Genomic DNA, 18,196 nt, shown 5'->3' on the forward strand with positions numbered 1-18,196 from the left:
TGACGGACAATGGATCCCATGCCTTCCGCACTGCCTGATGGTGAGCCGATGCCCGAGGACGGGGCGCTGCCCCGCCATGCGCTGGCGGGGGCGGCCGGGCGGCCCCTCGGCTTCTATCTGCATGTGCCGTACTGCGCGACCCGCTGCGGCTACTGCGACTTCAACACCTACACCGCGAGCGAGCTGCGCGGCTCCGGCGGCGCCCTGGCCTCCCGCGACAACTACGCCGACACCGTCGTCGAGGAGATCCGCCTGGCCCGCAAGGTGCTGGGCGACGACCCGCGCCCGGTCGAGACGGTCTTCGTGGGCGGCGGCACCCCGACCCTGCTCCCCGCGGCCGACCTGTCCCGCATGCTCGCCGCCGTCCGCGACGAATTCGGCCTCGCACCGGACGCGGAGATCACCACGGAGGCCAACCCGGAGTCCGTCGACCCGCGCTACCTGGAGGAACTCCGCTCCGGCGGCTTCAACCGGCTCTCCTTCGGCATGCAGAGCGCGCGTCAGCACGTGCTGAAGATCCTCGACCGTACGCACACCCCCGGCCGCCCCGAGGCCTGCGTGGGCGAGGCCCGCGCCGCCGGCTTCGACCACGTCAACCTCGACCTGATCTACGGCACCCCGGGCGAGACGGACGACGACTGGCGGGCGTCCCTCGACGCCGCCCTCGGCGCCGGCCCCGACCACATCTCCGCCTACGCCCTGATCGTCGAGGAGGGCACCCAGCTCGCCCGCCGGATCCGCCGCGGCGAGGTCCCGATGACCGACGACGACGTCCACGCCGACCGCTATCTGATAGCCGAGGAACGCCTCTGTGCCGCCGGCTTCACCTGGTACGAGGTCTCCAACTGGGCCACCACCGAGGCCGCCCGCTGCCGCCACAACGAGCTGTACTGGACCGGCGCCGACTGGTGGGGCGCCGGCCCGGGCGCCCACAGCCACGTGGGCGGCGTCCGCTGGTGGAACGTGAAGCATCCGGGCGCCTACGCCCAGGCGCTGGGCGAGGGCCGCTCCCCGGGCGCGGGCCGCGAGCTGCTCGCCGACGAGGACCGCCGGGTCGAACGCATCCTGCTGGAGCTGCGCCTGTCGGACGGCTGCCCACTGGAGATCCTCGCCCCCGCCGGGGCCAAGGCGGCGGCGCAGGCGCTGGCGGACGGGCTGCTGGAGGCGGGGCCGTACGAGGCCGGACGGGCCGTGCTGACACTCCGGGGGCGGCTGCTGGCTGACGCGGTGGTGCGGGATCTGGTGGACTGATTCTCGAACGAGTGAACCGACGCGGGTGCGCTGTGCGCCTGCCTGAGCTGTCCTTAGGCTGCCACCGTTCCAGGGCGATGGCGGAAGCGGAGGGCCACGGAGATGACTGCGGTGGATGACCGGCCGATCACGCACATCGTCAAGTTCTTCGAGGACCTTGAGGTTCCCGATGGCTTTAAGGCAGAGCTCCTGCGGGGGGAAATCGTGATGATGGCCGGGCCGGACCTGGTCCACAACCGGATCGTGCTGAGGGTGCTGCGGCAGATCCCCGACCAGAAGTGGGACTGCCTCCAGACGCAGGACATCGATTTGCTGAGCGAAACGAGTGAGCCTCAGCCGGACCTCGTGGTGCTGGAACGCGACGCGGGGCCGGAATCGGGCCGACTACTGCCGGCCCAGGTGATCACGATGCTGGTCGAGGTCGTCTCCAAGAACAGCGTTGACCGTGACTACGGTGTCAAGCGCTCGATCTACGCGGCGGGAGGGGTCCCCGCCTACCTCATCATCGACCCCATCATGGCCCAGTGCGTCCTGCTCACCGAGCCTGTCGGTAGCGGCGACGAGGCTGACTACCGTTGCCAGCGCATCGGCAAATTCGGCGAACCTGTGCCCCTGGGGATGCTCGACCTCGACCTGGACACCACCGAGTTCAGCACCCTCCCCAACGTCAGGCCGCACCGCCGACCGTAACGAAGTCGATCAACTCCTCCACCCGCCCCAGCAGTTGCGGCTCCAGATCCTTGTAGGACCGCACGCACGACAGGATCCGCTGCCAGGCGGCCCCCGTGTTCTCCGGCCAGCCCAGCGCCCGGCACACCCCCGTCTTCCAGTCCTGGCCGCGCGGCACGCTCGGCCACGCCGCGATCCCCACCGACGACGGCTTCACCGCCTCCCACACGTCGATGTACGGGTGGCCCACGACCAGCGCGTGCTCGCCGGTCACCTCAGCCGCGATCCGCGATTCCTTGGAGCCCGGTACGAGGTGATCCACCAGCACCCCCAACCGGGCATCGGGCCCGGGGGCGAAGCTGCGGACGATCGCCGGAAGGTCGTCGACGCCCTCCAGGTACTCCACGACGACGCCCTCGATGCGCAGATCGTCGCCCCAGACCCGCTCGACCAGTTCGGCGTCGTGCCGGCCCTCCACGTAGATGCGCCCGGCGCGTGCGACCCGGGCGCGGGCGCCGGGCACGGCCAGTGATCCGGAGGCCGTACGGGCGGGGCCGCTCGGCGCCGGCCGGTTCTGCGGGCGGACGAGCGTGACGACCCTGCCCTCCAGAAGGAAGCCGCGCGGAGCCATCGGGAAGACCCGGTGCTTGCCGAAGCGGTCCTCCAGGGTCACCGTCGGGCCCTCGGCGGACTTCTCGCAGCGGATCACCGCACCGCAGAAGCCCGTGGTGACCTCCTCGACGACCAGATCGGCGTCGGCCGGCACCTCGGGGGCGGGGCGCTGCTTCTTCCAGGGCGGGGTGAGGTCGGGACTGTAGCGCTTGCTCTGCATGGGGCCTGTTCTGTCTGTTCGGTCTGTTCGGTCTCTGTCACAGCGGGGCATCCGGCGGTCGCCGGAGAAGGCGAACGCTGCAGGATGGCTGATCAGGATGGCGGAGGGACGCCGAAGAGGGCGGCCAGGTCGTCGCGCTGGGCGCGGACGAAGGCGGCATCCACCACGGAGCCATGGCCGGGGACGTACACCGCGTCCTCGCCGCCCAGGGCCAGCAGGCGGTCCAGCGCCGCCGGCCACTGCTGGGGCAGCGCGTCCGGGCCCGCCTGCGGTTCGCCGGACTCCTCGACCAGGTCGCCGCAGAAGACGATCTCCGGCGCGCCGTGCCGGCCGGGCACCAGGACCGCCAGGTCATGGGCGGTGTGGCCGGGCCCCACATTGGCGAGCAGGACCTGGCGGTCGCCGAGGCCGACCGTCAGCTCGCCGTGCACGTGGTGGTGCGGGGTGACCAGCAGATCGGTGGCCTCGGCGGCGGCGTCCCGTCCGACGCCGTGGCGCATCGCGTCGTGCCGCAGCTCGTCCTTGCTGCGGCGGAGCAGGTCGCCCAGTCCGGCCGCGCCGAACACCTCCACGCCGGCGAAGGCCGCGGTGCCCAGTACATGATCGAAATGCGGGTGGGTGAGCGCGACATGCGTCACTTCCCGGCCGAGTACGCCACGGATCGCCCGGCGCAGATCCGCGCCGTCGCGAATGCTCGCGCCGGTGTCGACGATCATGACACCGGCCGATCCGGCGATCACGCCGATCGTCTCGTCCCAGCCCGGCATACGGCGTCTGGCGACACCGTCACCGAGCTGTTCCCACCCGGCCTCTTCCCAAGCAGTGCCCATACCGAGACGCTAGCTCCATCGCGATAGCGTTGCCCGGCAGATCGGCCGAACACGGTCATCGGACGGGGGCTGCGGGAGGTCGCCCTTGCCGTGGTCGTGCTACCCGGCCGTACACTGGCTCCGGGTCTGGCACTCGGCCCGTGTGAGTGCCAGGAGTAACGAAACGGCGGACGGGCCGGACTGGAGGTGCGCGGGATGCTCAGTGAACGCAGGCTCGAAGTACTGCGCGCCATCGTCCAGGACTATGTCGGGACGGAGGAGCCGGTCGGCTCCAAGGCGCTCACGGAGCGGCATCAGCTCGGGGTCTCCCCGGCCACCATCCGCAACGACATGGCAGCCCTGGAGGACGAGGGGTTCATCGCCCAGCCGCACACCAGCGCCGGGCGGATCCCGACCGACAAGGGCTATCGCCTCTTCGTCGACAAGCTGGCCGGCGTCAAGCCGCTGTCCAGCCCCGAGCGGCGGGCGATCCAGAACTTCCTGGACGGCGCCGTCGACCTCGACGACGTGGTGGGGCGCACGGTCCGGCTGCTGGCGCAGCTGACCCGGCAGGTCGCGGTCGTGCAGTACCCGTCCCTGACGCGGTCGACGGTGCGGCACGTGGAGCTGCTGGCGCTGGCCCCGGCCCGGCTGATGCTCGTACTGATCACCGACACCGGTCGGGTCGAGCAGCGGCTGATCGACTGCCAGACGCCGTTCGCCGAGACCTCCCTGGCGGACCTGAGGGCGCGGCTCAACAGCCGGGTCGTGGGGCGCCGGTTCGCGGATGTGCCCCAATTGGTGCAGGATCTCCCGGAGTCCTTCGAGCAGGACGACCGCGGCACGGTCTCGACAGTGCTGTCGGTGTTGCTGGAAACTCTGGTGGAGGAGACCGAAGAGCGGCTGATGATCGGCGGCACCGCCAATCTGACGCGTTTCGGTCATGATTTCCCCCTGACTATCCGTCCGGTGCTGGAGGCCCTTGAGGAGCATGTGGTGCTGCTCAAGCTGCTCGGCGAGGCCAAGGACTCGGGCATGACCGTACGCATCGGGCATGAGAATGCCCACGAAGGCCTGACGTCCACATCGGTCGTCGCGGTCGGTTACGGTTCGGGCGACGAGGCAGTCGCCAAACTCGGCGTGGTCGGACCGACCCGCATGGACTACCCCGGAACGATGGGAGCGGTACGCGCAGTGGCACGTTACGTCGGACAGATCCTGGCGGAGTCGTAAGTGGCCACGGATTACTACGCGGTCCTGGGCGTACGGCGCGATGCCTCGCAGGACGAGATCAAGAAGGCTTTCCGGCGGCTGGCACGCGAGCTGCACCCGGACGTGAACCCGGATCCCAAGACCCAGGAGCGGTTCAAGGAGATCAACGCCGCTTACGAGGTCCTGTCGGATCCGCAGAAGAAGCAGGTCTACGACCTCGGCGGCGACCCGCTCTCCCAGTCGGGCGGCGCCGGTGGCGGCGCGGGCGGCTTCGGCGCGGGCTTCGGCAACTTCTCCGACATCATGGACGCGTTCTTCGGCACCGCCTCCCAGCGCGGGCCGCGCTCGCGCACCCGCCGCGGCCAGGACGCCATGATCCGGCTCGATGTCGAGCTGAACGAGGCGGCCTTCGGTACGACCAAGGACCTCCAGGTCGACACCGCTGTGGTCTGTACGACCTGCACCGGTGAGGGCGCGGCGCCGGGCACCTCGGCGCAGACCTGCGACATGTGCCGCGGCCGCGGTGAGGTCTCGCAGGTCACCCGGTCCTTCCTGGGCCAGGTCATGACGTCCCGGCCGTGCCCGCAGTGCCAGGGCTTCGGCACGGTCGTGCCGACGCCGTGCCCCGAGTGCGCGGGCGACGGGCGGATCCGCTCCCGCCGCACGCTGACCGTCAAGATCCCGGCCGGTGTCGACAACGGCACCCGCATCCAGCTCGCGGGCGAGGGCGAGGTCGGCCCCGGCGGCGGCCCCGCCGGTGATCTCTACGTCGAGATCCACGAGCTGCCGCACCCGGTCTTCCAGCGGCGCGGCGACGATCTGCACTGCACGGTCACCATCCCGATGACGGCGGCGGCGCTGGGCACGAAGTGCCCGCTGGAGACGCTGGACGGGGTGGAGGAGATCGACGTCCGGCCCGGCACCCAGTCCGGGCAGTCGATCCCGCTGCACCAGCGCGGTGTCACACATCTGCGCGGCAACGGCCGCGGCGATCTGATCGTCCACGTCGAGGTCCAGACCCCGACCAAGCTCGACCCCGAGCAGGAGGAGCTGCTGCGGCGGCTCGCCAAGCTGCGCGGCGAGGAACGGCCCACGGGGCAGTTTCAGCCGGGGCAGCAGGGACTGTTCTCGCGGTTGAAGGACGCGTTCAACGGGCGGTAGGCGGCAGGCGGGAGCCGGAGCTGCGGGAATACCGCCCGGCCCCCGCCCCGTTGTGGCCCCGCAGGGGGGCCTCGCGTCCCCTACGGGATGTGTTCGGCCGCCCCCTAAGGCCGCCCGCCCCGGGCCCGCGGCCGCCTACCCGGGCCCGTGGCCGCGCGTTCCCAGGTGCGTACCTGCGCCGAGCCCCTGATGCGGGGGCTCGGCGTTTCGCGTGACACGATGTGCTCATGCCCAGCGCACTGACCGATCTCTGCCGCTATCCCATCGTGCAGGCCCCGATGGCGGGAGGCGGCTCGGGACCCGAGCTGGCCGCCGCCGTCTGCGGTGCCGGCGGTCTCGGCTTCCTCGCCGCCGGCTACAAAACCGCCGACGGCATGTATCAGGAGATCAAACAGCTGCGGTCGCTGACCGACCGGCCCTTCGGCGTCAACCTCTTCATGCCGCAGCCCTCCCTGGCCGACACCTCCGCCGTGGACGTCTACCGCGAGCAGCTCGCGGGCGAGGCCGCCTGGTACGAGACCGAGCTCGGCGACACCGACGAGCCCAGCGACGACGGCTACGAGGCCAAGCTGGCGATCCTGCGGGAGGACCCGGTTCCGCTGGTGTCCTTCACCTTCGGGTGCCCCTCGCGCGCCGTCCTCGACGCCTTCGCCAGGGTCGGTACGTACACCGTCGTGACGGCCACCACGGCGGCCGAGGCGCAGGCCGCGCAGTGGTCGGGCGCGGACGCGGTGTGCGTCCAGGGCGTGGAGGCCGGCGGCCACCAGGCCACCCACCGGGACGACCCGCACGCGGACGGGACCGGCGCGGGCCTGGGGCTGCTGGCGCTGCTCGGCCAGGTCCGCGAGGCCGTGCAGATCCCGGTGATCGCCGCGGGCGGGCTGATGCGCGGGGCGCAGATCGCCGCCGTACTGGCCGCCGGGGCGACGATGGCGCAGCTGGGGACGGCCTTCCTCGCCACCCCCGAGTCGGGCGCCAACCCGCTGCACAAGCAGGCGCTGACCAACCCCCTGTTCACACATACGGAGTTGACCCGCGCGTTCTCCGGGCGGCCGGCCCGCGGGCTGGTGAACCGCTTCCTGCGCGAGCACGGCCCGTACGCCCCCGCCGCCTACCCCGCCCTCCACTACCTCACCTCCACCGTGCGCAAGGCCGCCGCCAAGGCCGGCGACGCGCAGGCCATGAGCCTGTGGGCGGGGCAGGGGCACCGGCTGGCCAGGGAACTGCCCGCGGCGCGGCTCGTCGAGGTCCTGGCGGCCGAACTCGACGCGGCACGGGCCGGGTTGGCGCTCCCCGGCGGCGGTGCCGCATGACCGCGCCGGTCTTCCTCGTCGACTCGCTCGCGCACGTACGGGCCGGCGGCACGCTGATGCTGGACGGTCCCGAGGGGCGGCACGCGGTGTCGGTGCGGCGGCTGCGGGTCGGCGAGGAGGTCGTGCTGACGGACGGCCACGGGGCCGGCGCCTACGGCACGGTCGCCGCCGTCGAGGGCAAGGACAGGCTCACCGTCGCGGTCGCCGGGCTGCGCAGTGAGGACGCGCCGGACCCGACCATCACCGTCGTCCAGGCCCTGCCCAAGGGCGACCGCGGCGAGCTGGCCGTCGAGACGATGACCGAGACCGGAGTGGACGCCATCGTGCCCTGGACGGCGGCCCGTTGCGTCACCCAGTGGAAGGGCGAGCGGGCCGCCAAGTCGCTGGGCAAGTGGCGCGCCACGGCCCGCGAGGCGGGCAAGCAGTCCCGGCGGCTGACCTTCCCGGAGGTCGCCGACCCGCTGACGACGAAGCAGGTCGCCGCCCTGCTCGCGGACGCCGACTTCGCGGCCGTCCTCCACGAGGAGGGCAGCACCCCGCTCGCCACCGCCGAACTGCCCGCCACCGGCCGTATCGTGCTCGTCGTCGGGCCCGAGGGCGGTGTCTCCCCGGAGGAGCTCACCGCCTTCGCCGAGGCCGGTGCCAAGCCGTACCGCCTGGGCACGACCGTGCTGCGCACCTCCACCGCGGGCACCGCGGCGACGGCGCTGTTGCTGGGGCGTACGGGGCGCTGGAGCTAGGGCCTGCCCGATGGGCCGGGGCCGGGCCCACGGCCAGATCCCGGCATGCCCCGCTGACAACGCGGCGGTGCGCCGACCGGCCCCTAAGGGCCCGTCGGCGCACCGCCGTTCACCGGGACCGACCCGAGCGGGCCGACCGGTGCGTCAGATCAGCTCGGCCGAGAGCGTGATGTTCTTGACGCCCGCCAGGGCCTGGCTCACCGGGCAGTTCTTCTTGGCGTCCTCGGCCGCCGCCTGGAAGTCCGCCTCGGACAGGCCGGGGACGCTGGCCTTGACGGTCAGGGCGATGGCGGTGATGCCCTCGCCGGGCTGGAAGGTGACATCGGCGCGGGTGTCCAGGGACGCCACGGTGTAGCCCTTGCCCGCCAGGCCGTGCGAGAAGGCCATGGAGTAGCAGGAGGAGTGGGCCGCCGCGATCAGCTCCTCGGGGCTGGTGACGCCGTTCGGCTGCTCCGCGCGGGCGGGCCAGTTCACGTCGTACGTACCGATGTTGGAGGACTCCAGGGCGACGGTGCCCTTCCCCTCCAGGAGGTTGCCTTCCCAGTGGGTCTGGGCGGTGCGAGTGGTTGCCATGGTGCATAACTCCCGGTTGTGGGCGAAAGCGATCACTGGTCAGCTTAGGGCCTGCCGGGACCGGCACCGGGGCCGTGACGCCTGGTGCGGGGGCGCGCCCGTGCCCCGGCCCCGACGACCGCCCGGTAGCATCCCAAGCCGTGCGTACCGTGCGCATGAGGGATGAGCTGGGAGGAGTCACCGGTGGCGGGAGAACCGCAGGCCGACTGCCTGTTCTGCAAGATCGTGGCGGGGGAGGTACCGGCGACCATCGTCCGGGAGACCGAGACCACCGTCGCGTTCCGCGACATCAACCCCCAGGCCCCGACGCACGTCCTGGTGATCCCCAAGGTGCACTACCCGGACGCCGCGTCCCTCGCGGCCGCCGAACCGCAGGTGATCGCCGACATACTGCGTGAGTCCCGCGAGGTCGCCGCCGAGGACAAGGTCGAGGACAGGGGCTACCGGGTCATCTTCAACACCGGCGCCGGCGCGGGCCAGACCGTCTTCCACGCACATCTGCACGTGCTCGGCGGCCGCGGCCTCCAGTGGCCCCCCGGATAGCGGACCGTGTCCGTACGTGAACTGGTCGTCCTCGGCACCGCGAGTCAGGTCCCCACGCGGCACCGCAATCACAACGGCTACCTCCTGCGCTGGGACGGCCAGGGGCTGCTCTTCGACCCCGGCGAGGGGACGCAGCGCCAGATGCTGCGTGCCGGGGTCGCCGCCCACGACCTGAACCGGATCTGCGTCACGCACTTCCACGGCGACCACTCGCTGGGCCTGGCCGGGGTGATCCAGCGGATCAATCTGGACCGGGTGCCGCACCCGATCACCGCCCACTATCCGGCCAGCGGGGAGCGCTTCTTCGACCGGCTGCGCTACGCCACCGCCTACCGCGAGACGGTCCGGCTGGTCCAGCGGCCGGTCGCCGAGGACGGTGAGCTGGACCGCTCGAAGTCGTATCTGCTGGAAGCGCGCAAGCTCTCGCACCCCGTCGAGTCGTACGGCTACCGCCTGGTGGAGCCGGACTCCCGGCGGATGCTGCCGGAGCGGCTGGCGGCGCACGGCATCGCCGGACCGGACGTCGGGCGGCTCCAGCGGCTGGGCGAGCTGAACGGCGTCACCCTCGACGAGGTGAGCGAGGTCCGCCCCGGCCAGCGGTTCGCGTTCGTGATGGACACCCGGCTGTGCCCCGGGGTCCATGCGCTCGCGGAGGGCGTGGACATGCTCGTCATCGAGTCGACGTTCCTGGACGAGGACGTCCAACTGGCCGTGGACCACGGCCACCTGACCGCCGGGCAGGCCGCCGCGGTGGCCGCCGAGGCGGGCGTCCGGCACCTCGTGCTGACGCACTTCTCGCAGCGCTACGCCGACCCGGCGGAGTTCGAGCGGCAGGCCCGTGCGGCCGGCTACACCGGCGAGCTGACCATCGCCAGGGACCTGATGCGGGTGCCGCTGCCCAAGCGGCGCTGAACGCGCGCCCGGTGGCCGCCGCGTACGGAACGGGCCACCGGGCGCCCCGCCTCACGGCAGGTAGTACATCGGGTTCGGCAGCTTGAAGGTCCGGTCGCTCGCGCCGCCCTCCAGGTCGCTGTACTGGTCCCCGAAGTTGGCGACGATGTCGTAGCCGAGGGACTCGATGTGCTTGCGGGTGCCCGACTTGTACTCGACGGTGGTGCAGGTGGAGCCGCAGGGCAGGTAGGCCGGCGGGTGCTCCTTGTCCTTGAGGTAGACGTGGGTGCGGTCCAGCGCCACGTCGTAGCCGACGTTCTTGAGGTTGCGGACGCTCCAGTCGCGCTGCGCCTCCTTGCGGCCGGTGATGAAGAAGACCTCGGCGCCCTTGTCGTGCGCCCAGTTGACCAGCCGGTCCATGCCGAAGACCGGGTCCATGTCGGTGTTCTTCAGGTACTCGTCCTGGCTCTCCGGGGTGAAGTGGAAGCCCACCTTGAGCTCGTAGTTGTACGTGAGCAGGGTGGTGTCGTCCATGTCGAGGACGATGGCGGGCTTGGCCCGGCCCTTGCCGCGGGCGTGCTTGGCGAGGGCCTTGGTCAGGTGGGCGCGGGCCTTGGCCTCTATGCCGCGGACCTGGCGGGCGTAGTTGCTGTCCGGGGAGGCGTAGTGCTCGCCGTCGGCCGTCACCGTGTCGCCGTAGTACGCCTTGATCTTGTCCTGGACCTGCGTGAGGTTCGGGATCTCCTTGTCGGTGCGCGGCACGGAGTGTTCGGCGGTGGCCTGGCCGATGCCGAAGACGGCGGTGCCGGCGACGAGGGCGGCGACCGTCGTGGCGCCGATGCGGGCACGACGGGCAAGGGCGGGGCGGAAGCGGTCGGAACGGCGCATGCGCGGCTCTTTCAGGTGGCGTGACATGGTCACCGGTAGGTCTAACAGAGCCGTAAATCCCTATCTACGCGCGAAGATTCAATGATTGGTAAAGGCTGGCGGGTGGTGGCCTGTCGCGCCCATGGGGAGGCGCCGTCAGGGGTATTGACGGCCGTGGTGCCGGTCCCTGGCCTCCTGCTCCATTCATGGACATCATCCGCATATGAGAACGGCAGGGGGAGGCGGCGGGCGGGCCGGTCGCGCCGCCCCCGACCGTAGGAGCCCTGTCGCGCCGCCCCCGACCGCAGGAGCCCCGGATGACCGACGCCAGGAACGCCCTCACCATCGCCGAGGTCCGGCTCACCCCGATCCTGGTGGCCGATCCGCCGCTGCTGAACACCCAGGGTGTGCACCAGCCCTACACACCCCGGCTGATCATCGAGGTGACCACGGAAGGCGGCGTCACCGGTCTCGGGGAGACCTACGGAGACGCCGCGTACCTCGGTCTGGCCCGGCCGCTGGCGAGCGCACTGACGGGCCGGTCGGTCACGGACCTGAACGATCTGCCCGCGCTCGCCGCCGAGGTGTGCGCAGACCCGCCGTCCGCGACCGGCGCCGATGCGGTCGACGCCGGCGGGCTGCGCGGCGCCCGGACCGCCGCCAAGCTGCGGCTCTCGGTCGTCTCCGGCTTCGAGGTCGCCTGCCTCGACGCCTGGGGCAGGGCCGCCGGCCTGCCCGTCCACGCCCTGCTCGGCGGCAGGGTCCGCGACCGCGTGGAGTACAGCGCGTACCTCTTCTACCGGTGGGCAGAGCATCCGGGCGGCCGTGGGGAGCGCGACGACTGGGGTGCGGCGCTCGACCCGGACGGCGTCGTCGCGCAGGCCCGCCGGCTGGCCGGCACCTACGGCTTCACGTCCTTCAAGCTCAAGGGCGGGGTCTTCGCACCCGCGCAGGAGGTCGCGGCGGTCCGGGCGCTGGCCGCCGCGTTCCCCGGGCGGCCGCTGCGGCTCGACCCCAACGGCGCCTGGAGCGTGGCGACCTCGCTCAACGTCGCCGAGGAGCTGCGGGACGTCCTGGAGTACCTGGAGGACCCGGCGAGCGGCACGGCCTGTATGGCGGAGGTGGCGGCCGGCACGGACGTCCCGCTGGCCACGAACATGTGCGTGACGGCCTTCGACGAGATCGCCGAGGCGTTCACCCGGGGCGCCGTCCGGATCGTGCTCTGCGACCACCACTACTGGGGCGGGCTGCGCGCCACCCGCGAACTGGCCGCCGTCTGCCGCACCTTCGGCGTCGGCCTGTCCATGCACTCCAACACCCACCTGGGCATCAGCCTCGCCGCGATGACCCAGGTCGCGGCGGTCCTGCCGGGTCTCGACCACGCCTGCGACACCCACTACCCCTGGCAGACCGAGGACGTCCTCACCCGGCGGATCACCTTCCGCGACGGCCGGGTGGACGTCGGCGACGCCCCCGGCCTCGGCGTCGAGCTCGACCGCGACCGGCTCGCCGCGCTGCACCGCCGCTGGCTCACCGACGACGGCGGCCTGCGCGACCGCGACGACGCCGCCGCCATGCGGCTGGCCGACCCGGACTGGCACACCCCCGCCGTCCCGCGCTGGTGAACCCCGGGACCGCTGAACCCCGGGACCGCGGTGAAGATCACCTGCCCGGCCGTGGTCCTGCGCTCGGTAGCCCCGCACGCGTACGGTGAGGCACGGCTCAGTGGCAGTGCGCCACAGTGGTCCCGTACGTGATCTTTGAAAGGGGCTGTTCCGATGGCACAGGAAGTGCGCGGCGTGATTGCGCCGGGGAAGAACGAACCGGTCCGGCTGGAGACGATCCTGGTGCCGGATCCGGGTCCCGGCGAGGCCGTGGTGAAGATCCAGGCGTGCGGGGTGTGCCACACCGATCTGCACTACAAGCAGGGCGGCATCAACGACGAGTTCCCGTTTCTGCTCGGGCACGAGGCGGCCGGCGTGGTGGAGTCGGTCGGACCGGATGTCACGGACGTCGCGCCGGGCGACTTCGTCGTCCTCAACTGGCGTGCGGTGTGCGGACGGTGCCGGGCCTGTCTGCGCGGCCGCCCCCAGTACTGCTTCGACACCCACAACGCCCGGCAGAAGATGACGCTGAAGGACGGGACCGCGCTGAGCCCCGCGCTCGGCATCGGCGCCTTCGCCGACAAGACGCTGGTCGCCGCCGGACAGTGCACCAAGGTCGACCCGGAGGTGTCGCCCGCGGTGGCCGGTCTGCTGGGCTGCGGGGTGATGGCGGGCATCGGCGCCGCCATCAACACCGGCGGCGTCGGGCGCGGCGACTCGGTCGCGGTCATCGGCTGCGGCGGGGTGGGCGACGCGGCCGTGGTCGGCGCGCGGCTGGCCGGCGCGGCCCGGATCATCGCGGTGGACATCGACGACCGCAAGCTGACGACCGCACGCACCATGGGTGCCACACACACCGTCAACTCCCGCACCACCGACCCCGTCGAGGCGATCCGGGAGCTCACCGGCGGCTTCGGCGCGGATGTCGTCATCGACGCGGTCGGCCGGCCGGAGACGTACCGGCAGGCGTTCTACGCCCGCGACCTGGCCGGCACCGTTGTCCTGGTGGGCGTGCCCACCCCGGAGATGACTCTGGAACTTCCCCTGCTGGACGTCTTCGGCCGCGGCGGCGCCCTCAAGTCCTCCTGGTACGGCGACTGTCTGCCCTCCCGCGACTTCCCGATGCTGATCGATCTGCACCAGCAGGGCCGGATCGACCTCGCCGCCTTCGTCACCGAGACCATCGGCATCGACGGGATCGAGCAGGCCTTCGAGCGGATGCACGCCGGCGACGTACTGCGTTCGGTGGTGACGCTGTGATGACGGCCCGCGTCGACCACCTGGTCACCTCCGGAACCTTCTCGCTCGACGGCGGCACCTGGGACGTCGACAACAACGTCTGGATCGTCGGCAACGACGACGAGGCGATCGTCATCGACGCCGCCCATGACGCCGACGCCATCCTGAAGGCCCTCGACGGCCGGACGCTGCGCGCGATCATCTGCACCCACGCGCACAACGACCACATCGACGCCGCGCCCGCACTGGCGAACCGTACGGGCGCCCGGATCCATCTGCACCCCGCCGATCTGCCGCTGTGGCAGCAGACCCACCCGGACACGGCGCCGGACGCGGAGCTGGCGGACGGTCAGGTCCTGACCATCGCCGGTACGGATCTGCGGGTGCTGCACACGCCCGGCCATGCGCCCGGGGCGGTCTGCCTGTATGCGCCCGACCTGCGCACGGTCTTCACCGGGGACACGCTCTTCCAGGGCGGCCCCGGGGCCACCGGGCGGTCCTTCTCGGACTTCCCGACGATCGTCGCGTCGATCCGGGAGCGGTTGCTGACGCTGCCGGCGGGGACGCGGGTGCTGACCGGGCACGGTGAGTCGACGACGATCGGGGACGAGGCCCCCCACCTGGACGAGTGGATCAAGCGGGGCCACTAGGGGACGGGCGAACACATCCCGTAGGGGCTGCGAGCGCCCCCTGCGGGGCCTCAACGCGGCGGGGGTGGGGGGTATTCCCGGCCGGGGGGGTATTCCCGGTGGTCACGCCTCCGTGGCCGCCCGCTGCAGGATGCGGGCGGCCACCGCGGGGGAGTCCACCAGCGGGTGCAGCGCCAGTGCCCGTAGCGCCGCGCTGCGGTCCTTGAACACCGCGGCCTCCACCGCTGCCCGCTCCACCGCCTTGACCTGGAGCATCAGCCCCAACTGGTCCTCGCGCAGCGGTGCGCAGGGCAGCGGCCGGGCGCCGCGGGCGGTCACCTCGCACACCGTCTCCACGATCGCGTCGGGCGCCAGCTGCGGCACCGTCGTGCCGTTGCGGACGTTGAGGATCAGGCGGGTCCCGCTGTCGCCCACGATGGCGTGCATCAGGGCCAGCGCCACCCGGTCGTAGCCACCGCCTTCCAGGTCGTGGCTGTCGCGCAGCCAGCCGCCGCTGGCCTCCCGGCTGTGCGCCATATACGTCTCCTCGCGCTCCAGCCGGGTCCGCTCCCACAGGTCGTACGCCGCGTCGGGGCCGCCGGCCGCCGCCGCCCGTGCGAAGAAGCCGCCCTGCTGTTCGTCGAGGAACTCGCCGCGGGTCTGGGGGGTGTCCCGTACGGAGGCGAGGGTCTCGCGGCGGAAGTAGTAGTAGTGCAGATACTCGTTGGGCAGGGCGCCCAGGGTGCGCAGCCAGTCCGCGCCGAAGAGCCGGCCCTCCTCGAAGGAGCCCAGCGCGCCGTCGTCGGCGAGCAGCCCCGGCAGCAGCTCGGTGCCCTCCAGCGTCAACGACCGCAGCCAGCCGAGGTGGTTGAGCCCCACGTAGTCGTAGCCGACCCGGCCGCTCTCGAAGGCCGCCGGGTCCGCGCCGGCCGCCCGCGCCGCCCGGCGCACCAGCCCCACGGGTGAATCGCAGATCCCGATGACGCGGTCGCCGAGCACCTGGGACATCGCCTCGGTGACCATGCCCGCGGGGTTGGTGAAGTTGATGACCCAGGCGGCCGGGGCGAGCGCCGCGACCCGCTCGGCGATGTGCAGCGCCACCGGGATCGTCCGCAGGCCGTACAGGACACCGCCCGCGCCGACCGTCTCCTGGCCGAGCACCCCCTCGGCGAGCGGGATCCGCTCGTCGCGGATCCGGCCGGCCGTACCGCCCACCCGTATCGCCGAGAACACGAAGTCGGCGCCGGCCAGGGCGTCGTCCAGGCGCTCGGCGACCCGTACGGGCACCGGCGCCCGACGGCCCTGCGCGAGCCGCGTCAACACCTCGGCGATCACCGCCACCCGGCGCGGATCGGTGTCGTGCAGCACCACCTCGGAGACGGATTCCGTGGGGTCGTCCAGCAGCGCGCGGTAGACCAGCGGGACCCGGAAACCGCCGCCGCCGAGAATCGTGAGCCTCATGGGGCGGAACGTACCGCAGCATCAGGCACACTGGCGGCACGTGCCGATATGAGAGGGGCGTGCACGGTGAGCAGCCGAAGCGATGTCGATCCGCCCGCGGGCCCGGCGGAAGTGCCACCGGCCCTCGATCCGCTGGCGGAGGTGCGCGCCGCCGGCGATCCGCCCACCGACGTCTACCTCACCGGCACGGTCTTCCTGGACATCATCTTCACCGGCCTGGACTCCGCGCCGGTCCGCGGCACCGAGTCCTGGGCCCGCGGGATGGGCTCCAGCCCCGGCGGCGTCGCCAACATGGCCACCGCGCTGGCCCGGCTCGGGCTGCGCACCTCGCTCGCCGCGGCCTTCGGCGACGACAAGTACGGCGAGTACTGCTGGGAGGCGCTCGAACAGGGCGAGGGCATCGACCTGGCGCTGTCCCGCACGGTCCCCGGCTGGCACTCCCCGGTCACCGTCTCCATGGCGTACGAGGGCGAGCGCACGATGGTCTCGCACGGCCACGAGGCCCCGCCGCCCGACTTCGCCTTCGACGGGGAGCACGCGCCGGGCTGCCCGCCGGCGTCCCGGGCCTGCGTCGCCTCGCTGGTGCCGGGCCGCCGGGAGGGCTGGCTGGGCTGCGCGGCCGGCCGCGGCAGCCGCATCTTCGCGGACGTGGGCTGGGACGACAGCGGCCGCTGGGACCCGGCCGACCTCGCCGACCTCGAACACTGCGAGGCGTTCCTGCCCAACGCCGAGGAGGCGATGCGCTACACCCGCACGGACTGCCCGCGCGCGGCCGCCCGCAAGCTCGCCGACCTGGTCCCGCTCGCGGTCGTCACGCTGGGGTCGGAGGGGGCGTACGCGGTGGACGGGCGGACCGGCGAGAGCGCCGAGGTGCCCGCGATCGCCGTGGAGGAGCTGGATCCGACCGGCGCCGGCGATGTCTTCGTCGCGGGTTTCGTCACGGGCACGCTGGCCGACTGGCCGCTCGCCGACCGGCTGGCCTTCGCGGGGCTGAGCGCCGCACTGTCCGTGCAGGAGTTCGGCGGCTCGCTCTCCGCGCCGGGCTGGTCGGAGATCGCGGCCTGGTGGCGGCAGGTGCGGGGCTACGAGACCGGCCCGGCGGCCGCGGGCGCGCTGCGCCGCCAGTACGCCTTCCTGGACGAGGTGCTGCCCGCGGCCTACCGGCCCGCCCCGCTGGCCCGGGCCGTCCCGACGATCGGCTTCCGCCGCCCGGCCTGAGCGGCCCGGCCGGGCCCCGCCGCTGCCGCCTTGCTGCCCGCCCGCGGGAAAAGCCCTCGGGCTTGTCAGTGCCCCGTCGTACTCTGGTATCGCAAGGAGCCGAGTGCCGCAGGCAGGCACCTCCGATGAGCAAAGGATGGGGGTTGAGCAGGCCACCGGGCCGCCCTATGACTCAGACACCCACGCAACCGCAGTCGAGCGCCCAGTTCACCGTCCCGGCCAAGCACCCGATGGTCACGGTCCTGGGTTCTGGTGACTCGCTACTGCGCGTGATCGAAAAAGCCTTCCCGGCGACCGACATCCACGTCCGGGGCAACGAAGTCAGCGCTGTCGGTGACGCCCGGGAAGTCGCCCTCGTCCAGCGCCTTTTCGACGAGATGATGCTGGTGCTCCGCACCGGACAACCGATGACGGAGGACGCGGTGGAACGCTCGATCGCCATGCTGCGCGCGGCGGAGAACGGCGAGGGCGCGGCGAGCGAGACGCCCGCCGAGGTGCTCACCCAGAACATCCTGTCCAACCGCGGGCGCACGATCCGGCCCAAGACCCTCAACCAGAAGCGCTATGTCGACGCCATCGACAAGCACACCGTCGTCTTCGGCATCGGCCCGGCCGGTACCGGCAAGACGTATCTGGCCATGGCCAAGGCCGTCCAGGCGCTGCAGGCCAAGCAGGTCAACCGCATCATCCTGACCCGCCCCGCGGTCGAGGCCGGCGAGCGGCTGGGCTTCCTGCCCGGCACCCTCTACGAGAAGATCGACCCGTATCTGCGCCCGCTCTACGACGCGCTGCACGACATGCTCGACCCCGACTCCATCCCGCGCCTGATGGCCGCGGGCACGATCGAGGTGGCGCCGCTGGCGTACATGCGCGGCCGGACGCTCAACGACGCCTTCATCATCCTGGACGAGGCGCAGAACACGAACCCTGAGCAGATGAAGATGTTCCTCACCCGCCTCGGCTTCGACTCCAAGATCGTCATCACCGGCGATGTCACCCAGGTCGACCTTCCGGGCGGGACGAAGAGCGGGCTGCGCCAGGTCCGGGAGATCCTGGACGGCGTCGAGGATGTGCACTTCTCCCTGCTCACCAGCCAGGATGTGGTCCGTCACAAGCTGGTCGGCCGTATTGTCGACGCCTACGAGAAGTACGACAGCCGCAACGGCCAGTGAGCCGGACGCACC

At 72.0% G+C, this 18,196-nt stretch carries 18 protein-coding genes; 13 read left to right on the forward strand and 5 right to left on the reverse strand.

What is annotated here, in order from left to right:
- Window positions 1–18: 18 nt before the first annotated feature.
- Window positions 19–1,251 carry a radical SAM family heme chaperone HemW gene (hemW, locus tag ACWD6P_RS00850; protein WP_451441810.1) on the forward strand — a complete coding sequence of 411 codons (1,233 nt, stop codon included), beginning with the start codon at window positions 19–21 and terminating at the stop codon, window positions 1,249–1,251.
- 102 nt (window positions 1,252–1,353) lie between these two features.
- Complete coding sequence (locus ACWD6P_RS00855; protein WP_451441811.1) at window positions 1,354–1,941, forward strand: Uma2 family endonuclease; 588 nt, start codon at window positions 1,354–1,356, stop codon at window positions 1,939–1,941.
- Here the strand turns inward: ACWD6P_RS00855 and ACWD6P_RS00860 are convergent.
- Window positions 1,919–2,752: a DUF3097 domain-containing protein gene (locus ACWD6P_RS00860; RefSeq protein WP_451441812.1), complete on the reverse strand. Its 834-nt coding sequence runs from the start codon at window positions 2,750–2,752 to the stop codon at window positions 1,919–1,921. The two genes, ACWD6P_RS00855 and ACWD6P_RS00860, sit on opposite strands and share 23 nt — an antisense overlap.
- A gap of 92 nt (window positions 2,753–2,844) precedes the next feature.
- Complete coding sequence (locus ACWD6P_RS00865) at window positions 2,845–3,582, reverse strand: MBL fold metallo-hydrolase (RefSeq protein WP_451441813.1); 738 nt, start codon at window positions 3,580–3,582, stop codon at window positions 2,845–2,847.
- Window positions 3,583–3,777: 195 nt separating this feature from the next.
- Here ACWD6P_RS00865 and hrcA point away from each other — a divergent pair, with 195 nt between their 5' ends.
- From hrcA to ACWD6P_RS00885, 4 genes are all read left to right on the forward strand, one after another.
- The gene (gene hrcA, locus ACWD6P_RS00870; RefSeq protein WP_451441814.1) at window positions 3,778–4,794 is read left to right on the forward strand and encodes a heat-inducible transcriptional repressor HrcA; all 1,017 of its coding nucleotides are present in this window, start codon (window positions 3,778–3,780) and stop codon (window positions 4,792–4,794) included.
- A complete protein-coding gene (gene dnaJ, locus ACWD6P_RS00875; RefSeq protein ID WP_451441815.1) occupies window positions 4,795–5,934 on the forward strand; it encodes a molecular chaperone DnaJ in 1,140 nt (379 codons plus the stop codon). It abuts the gene before it with no gap.
- Window positions 5,935–6,161: 227 nt separating this feature from the next.
- Window positions 6,162–7,247, forward strand: a complete 1,086-nt coding sequence (locus tag ACWD6P_RS00880) for a nitronate monooxygenase (protein ID WP_451441816.1) — start codon at window positions 6,162–6,164, stop codon at window positions 7,245–7,247.
- Window positions 7,244–7,987 carry a 16S rRNA (uracil(1498)-N(3))-methyltransferase gene (locus ACWD6P_RS00885; protein ID WP_451441817.1) on the forward strand — a complete coding sequence of 248 codons (744 nt, stop codon included), beginning with the start codon at window positions 7,244–7,246 and terminating at the stop codon, window positions 7,985–7,987. The genes ACWD6P_RS00880 and ACWD6P_RS00885 overlap by 4 nt, the downstream gene beginning before the upstream one ends.
- 144 nt (window positions 7,988–8,131) lie before the next feature.
- Here the strand turns inward: ACWD6P_RS00885 and ACWD6P_RS00890 are convergent, their stop codons facing one another.
- Entirely contained in the window at window positions 8,132–8,560 is a 429-nt protein-coding gene (locus tag ACWD6P_RS00890; RefSeq protein ID WP_451441818.1) for an OsmC family protein, read from the reverse strand.
- 183 nt (window positions 8,561–8,743) lie between these two features.
- On the opposite strand from ACWD6P_RS00890, the gene ACWD6P_RS00895 reads away from it, so the two are divergent.
- Window positions 8,744–9,103, forward strand: coding sequence for a histidine triad nucleotide-binding protein (locus tag ACWD6P_RS00895; protein WP_451441819.1), 360 nt, complete (start codon window positions 8,744–8,746; stop codon window positions 9,101–9,103).
- 6 nt (window positions 9,104–9,109) lie between these two features.
- The gene (locus tag ACWD6P_RS00900) at window positions 9,110–10,015 is read left to right on the forward strand and encodes a ribonuclease Z (protein WP_451441820.1); all 906 of its coding nucleotides are present in this window, start codon (window positions 9,110–9,112) and stop codon (window positions 10,013–10,015) included.
- A 51-nt stretch (window positions 10,016–10,066) separates the two neighbouring features.
- On the opposite strand, the gene ACWD6P_RS00905 is transcribed toward ACWD6P_RS00900, so the two are convergent.
- Entirely contained in the window at window positions 10,067–10,882 is an 816-nt protein-coding gene (locus ACWD6P_RS00905; RefSeq protein ID WP_451441821.1) for an HAD family acid phosphatase, read from the reverse strand.
- 296 nt (window positions 10,883–11,178) lie between these two features.
- Here ACWD6P_RS00905 and ACWD6P_RS00910 point away from each other — a divergent pair, with 296 nt between their 5' ends.
- From ACWD6P_RS00910 to ACWD6P_RS00920, 3 genes are all read left to right on the forward strand, one after another.
- Window positions 11,179–12,486, forward strand: a complete 1,308-nt coding sequence (locus tag ACWD6P_RS00910) for an enolase C-terminal domain-like protein (protein ID WP_451441822.1) — start codon at window positions 11,179–11,181, stop codon at window positions 12,484–12,486.
- 153 nt (window positions 12,487–12,639) lie between these two features.
- Window positions 12,640–13,725 carry an S-(hydroxymethyl)mycothiol dehydrogenase gene (locus ACWD6P_RS00915; RefSeq protein ID WP_451441823.1) on the forward strand — a complete coding sequence of 362 codons (1,086 nt, stop codon included), beginning with the start codon at window positions 12,640–12,642 and terminating at the stop codon, window positions 13,723–13,725.
- Window positions 13,725–14,354, forward strand: a complete 630-nt coding sequence (locus tag ACWD6P_RS00920; protein WP_451441824.1) for an MBL fold metallo-hydrolase — start codon at window positions 13,725–13,727, stop codon at window positions 14,352–14,354. Before ACWD6P_RS00915 ends, ACWD6P_RS00920 begins: the two co-directional genes overlap by 1 nt.
- 102 nt (window positions 14,355–14,456) lie before the next feature.
- On the opposite strand, the gene ACWD6P_RS00925 is transcribed toward ACWD6P_RS00920, so the two are convergent.
- Window positions 14,457–15,794 (reverse strand): family 4 glycosyl hydrolase, encoded by a 1,338-nt coding sequence (locus tag ACWD6P_RS00925; RefSeq protein ID WP_451441825.1) that lies wholly within the window; start codon window positions 15,792–15,794, stop codon window positions 14,457–14,459.
- A 66-nt stretch (window positions 15,795–15,860) separates the two neighbouring features.
- Here ACWD6P_RS00925 and ACWD6P_RS00930 point away from each other — a divergent pair, with 66 nt between their 5' ends.
- Both ACWD6P_RS00930 and ACWD6P_RS00935 read left to right on the forward strand, forming a co-directional pair.
- Window positions 15,861–17,012: a carbohydrate kinase family protein gene (locus ACWD6P_RS00930; protein ID WP_451441826.1), complete on the forward strand. Its 1,152-nt coding sequence runs from the start codon at window positions 15,861–15,863 to the stop codon at window positions 17,010–17,012.
- 167 nt (window positions 17,013–17,179) lie between these two features.
- The gene (locus tag ACWD6P_RS00935) at window positions 17,180–18,184 is read left to right on the forward strand and encodes a PhoH family protein (RefSeq protein ID WP_451441827.1); all 1,005 of its coding nucleotides are present in this window, start codon (window positions 17,180–17,182) and stop codon (window positions 18,182–18,184) included.
- Window positions 18,185–18,196 lie beyond the last annotated feature (12 nt).

The organism is Streptomyces sp. NPDC002446 (assembly GCF_053595675.1).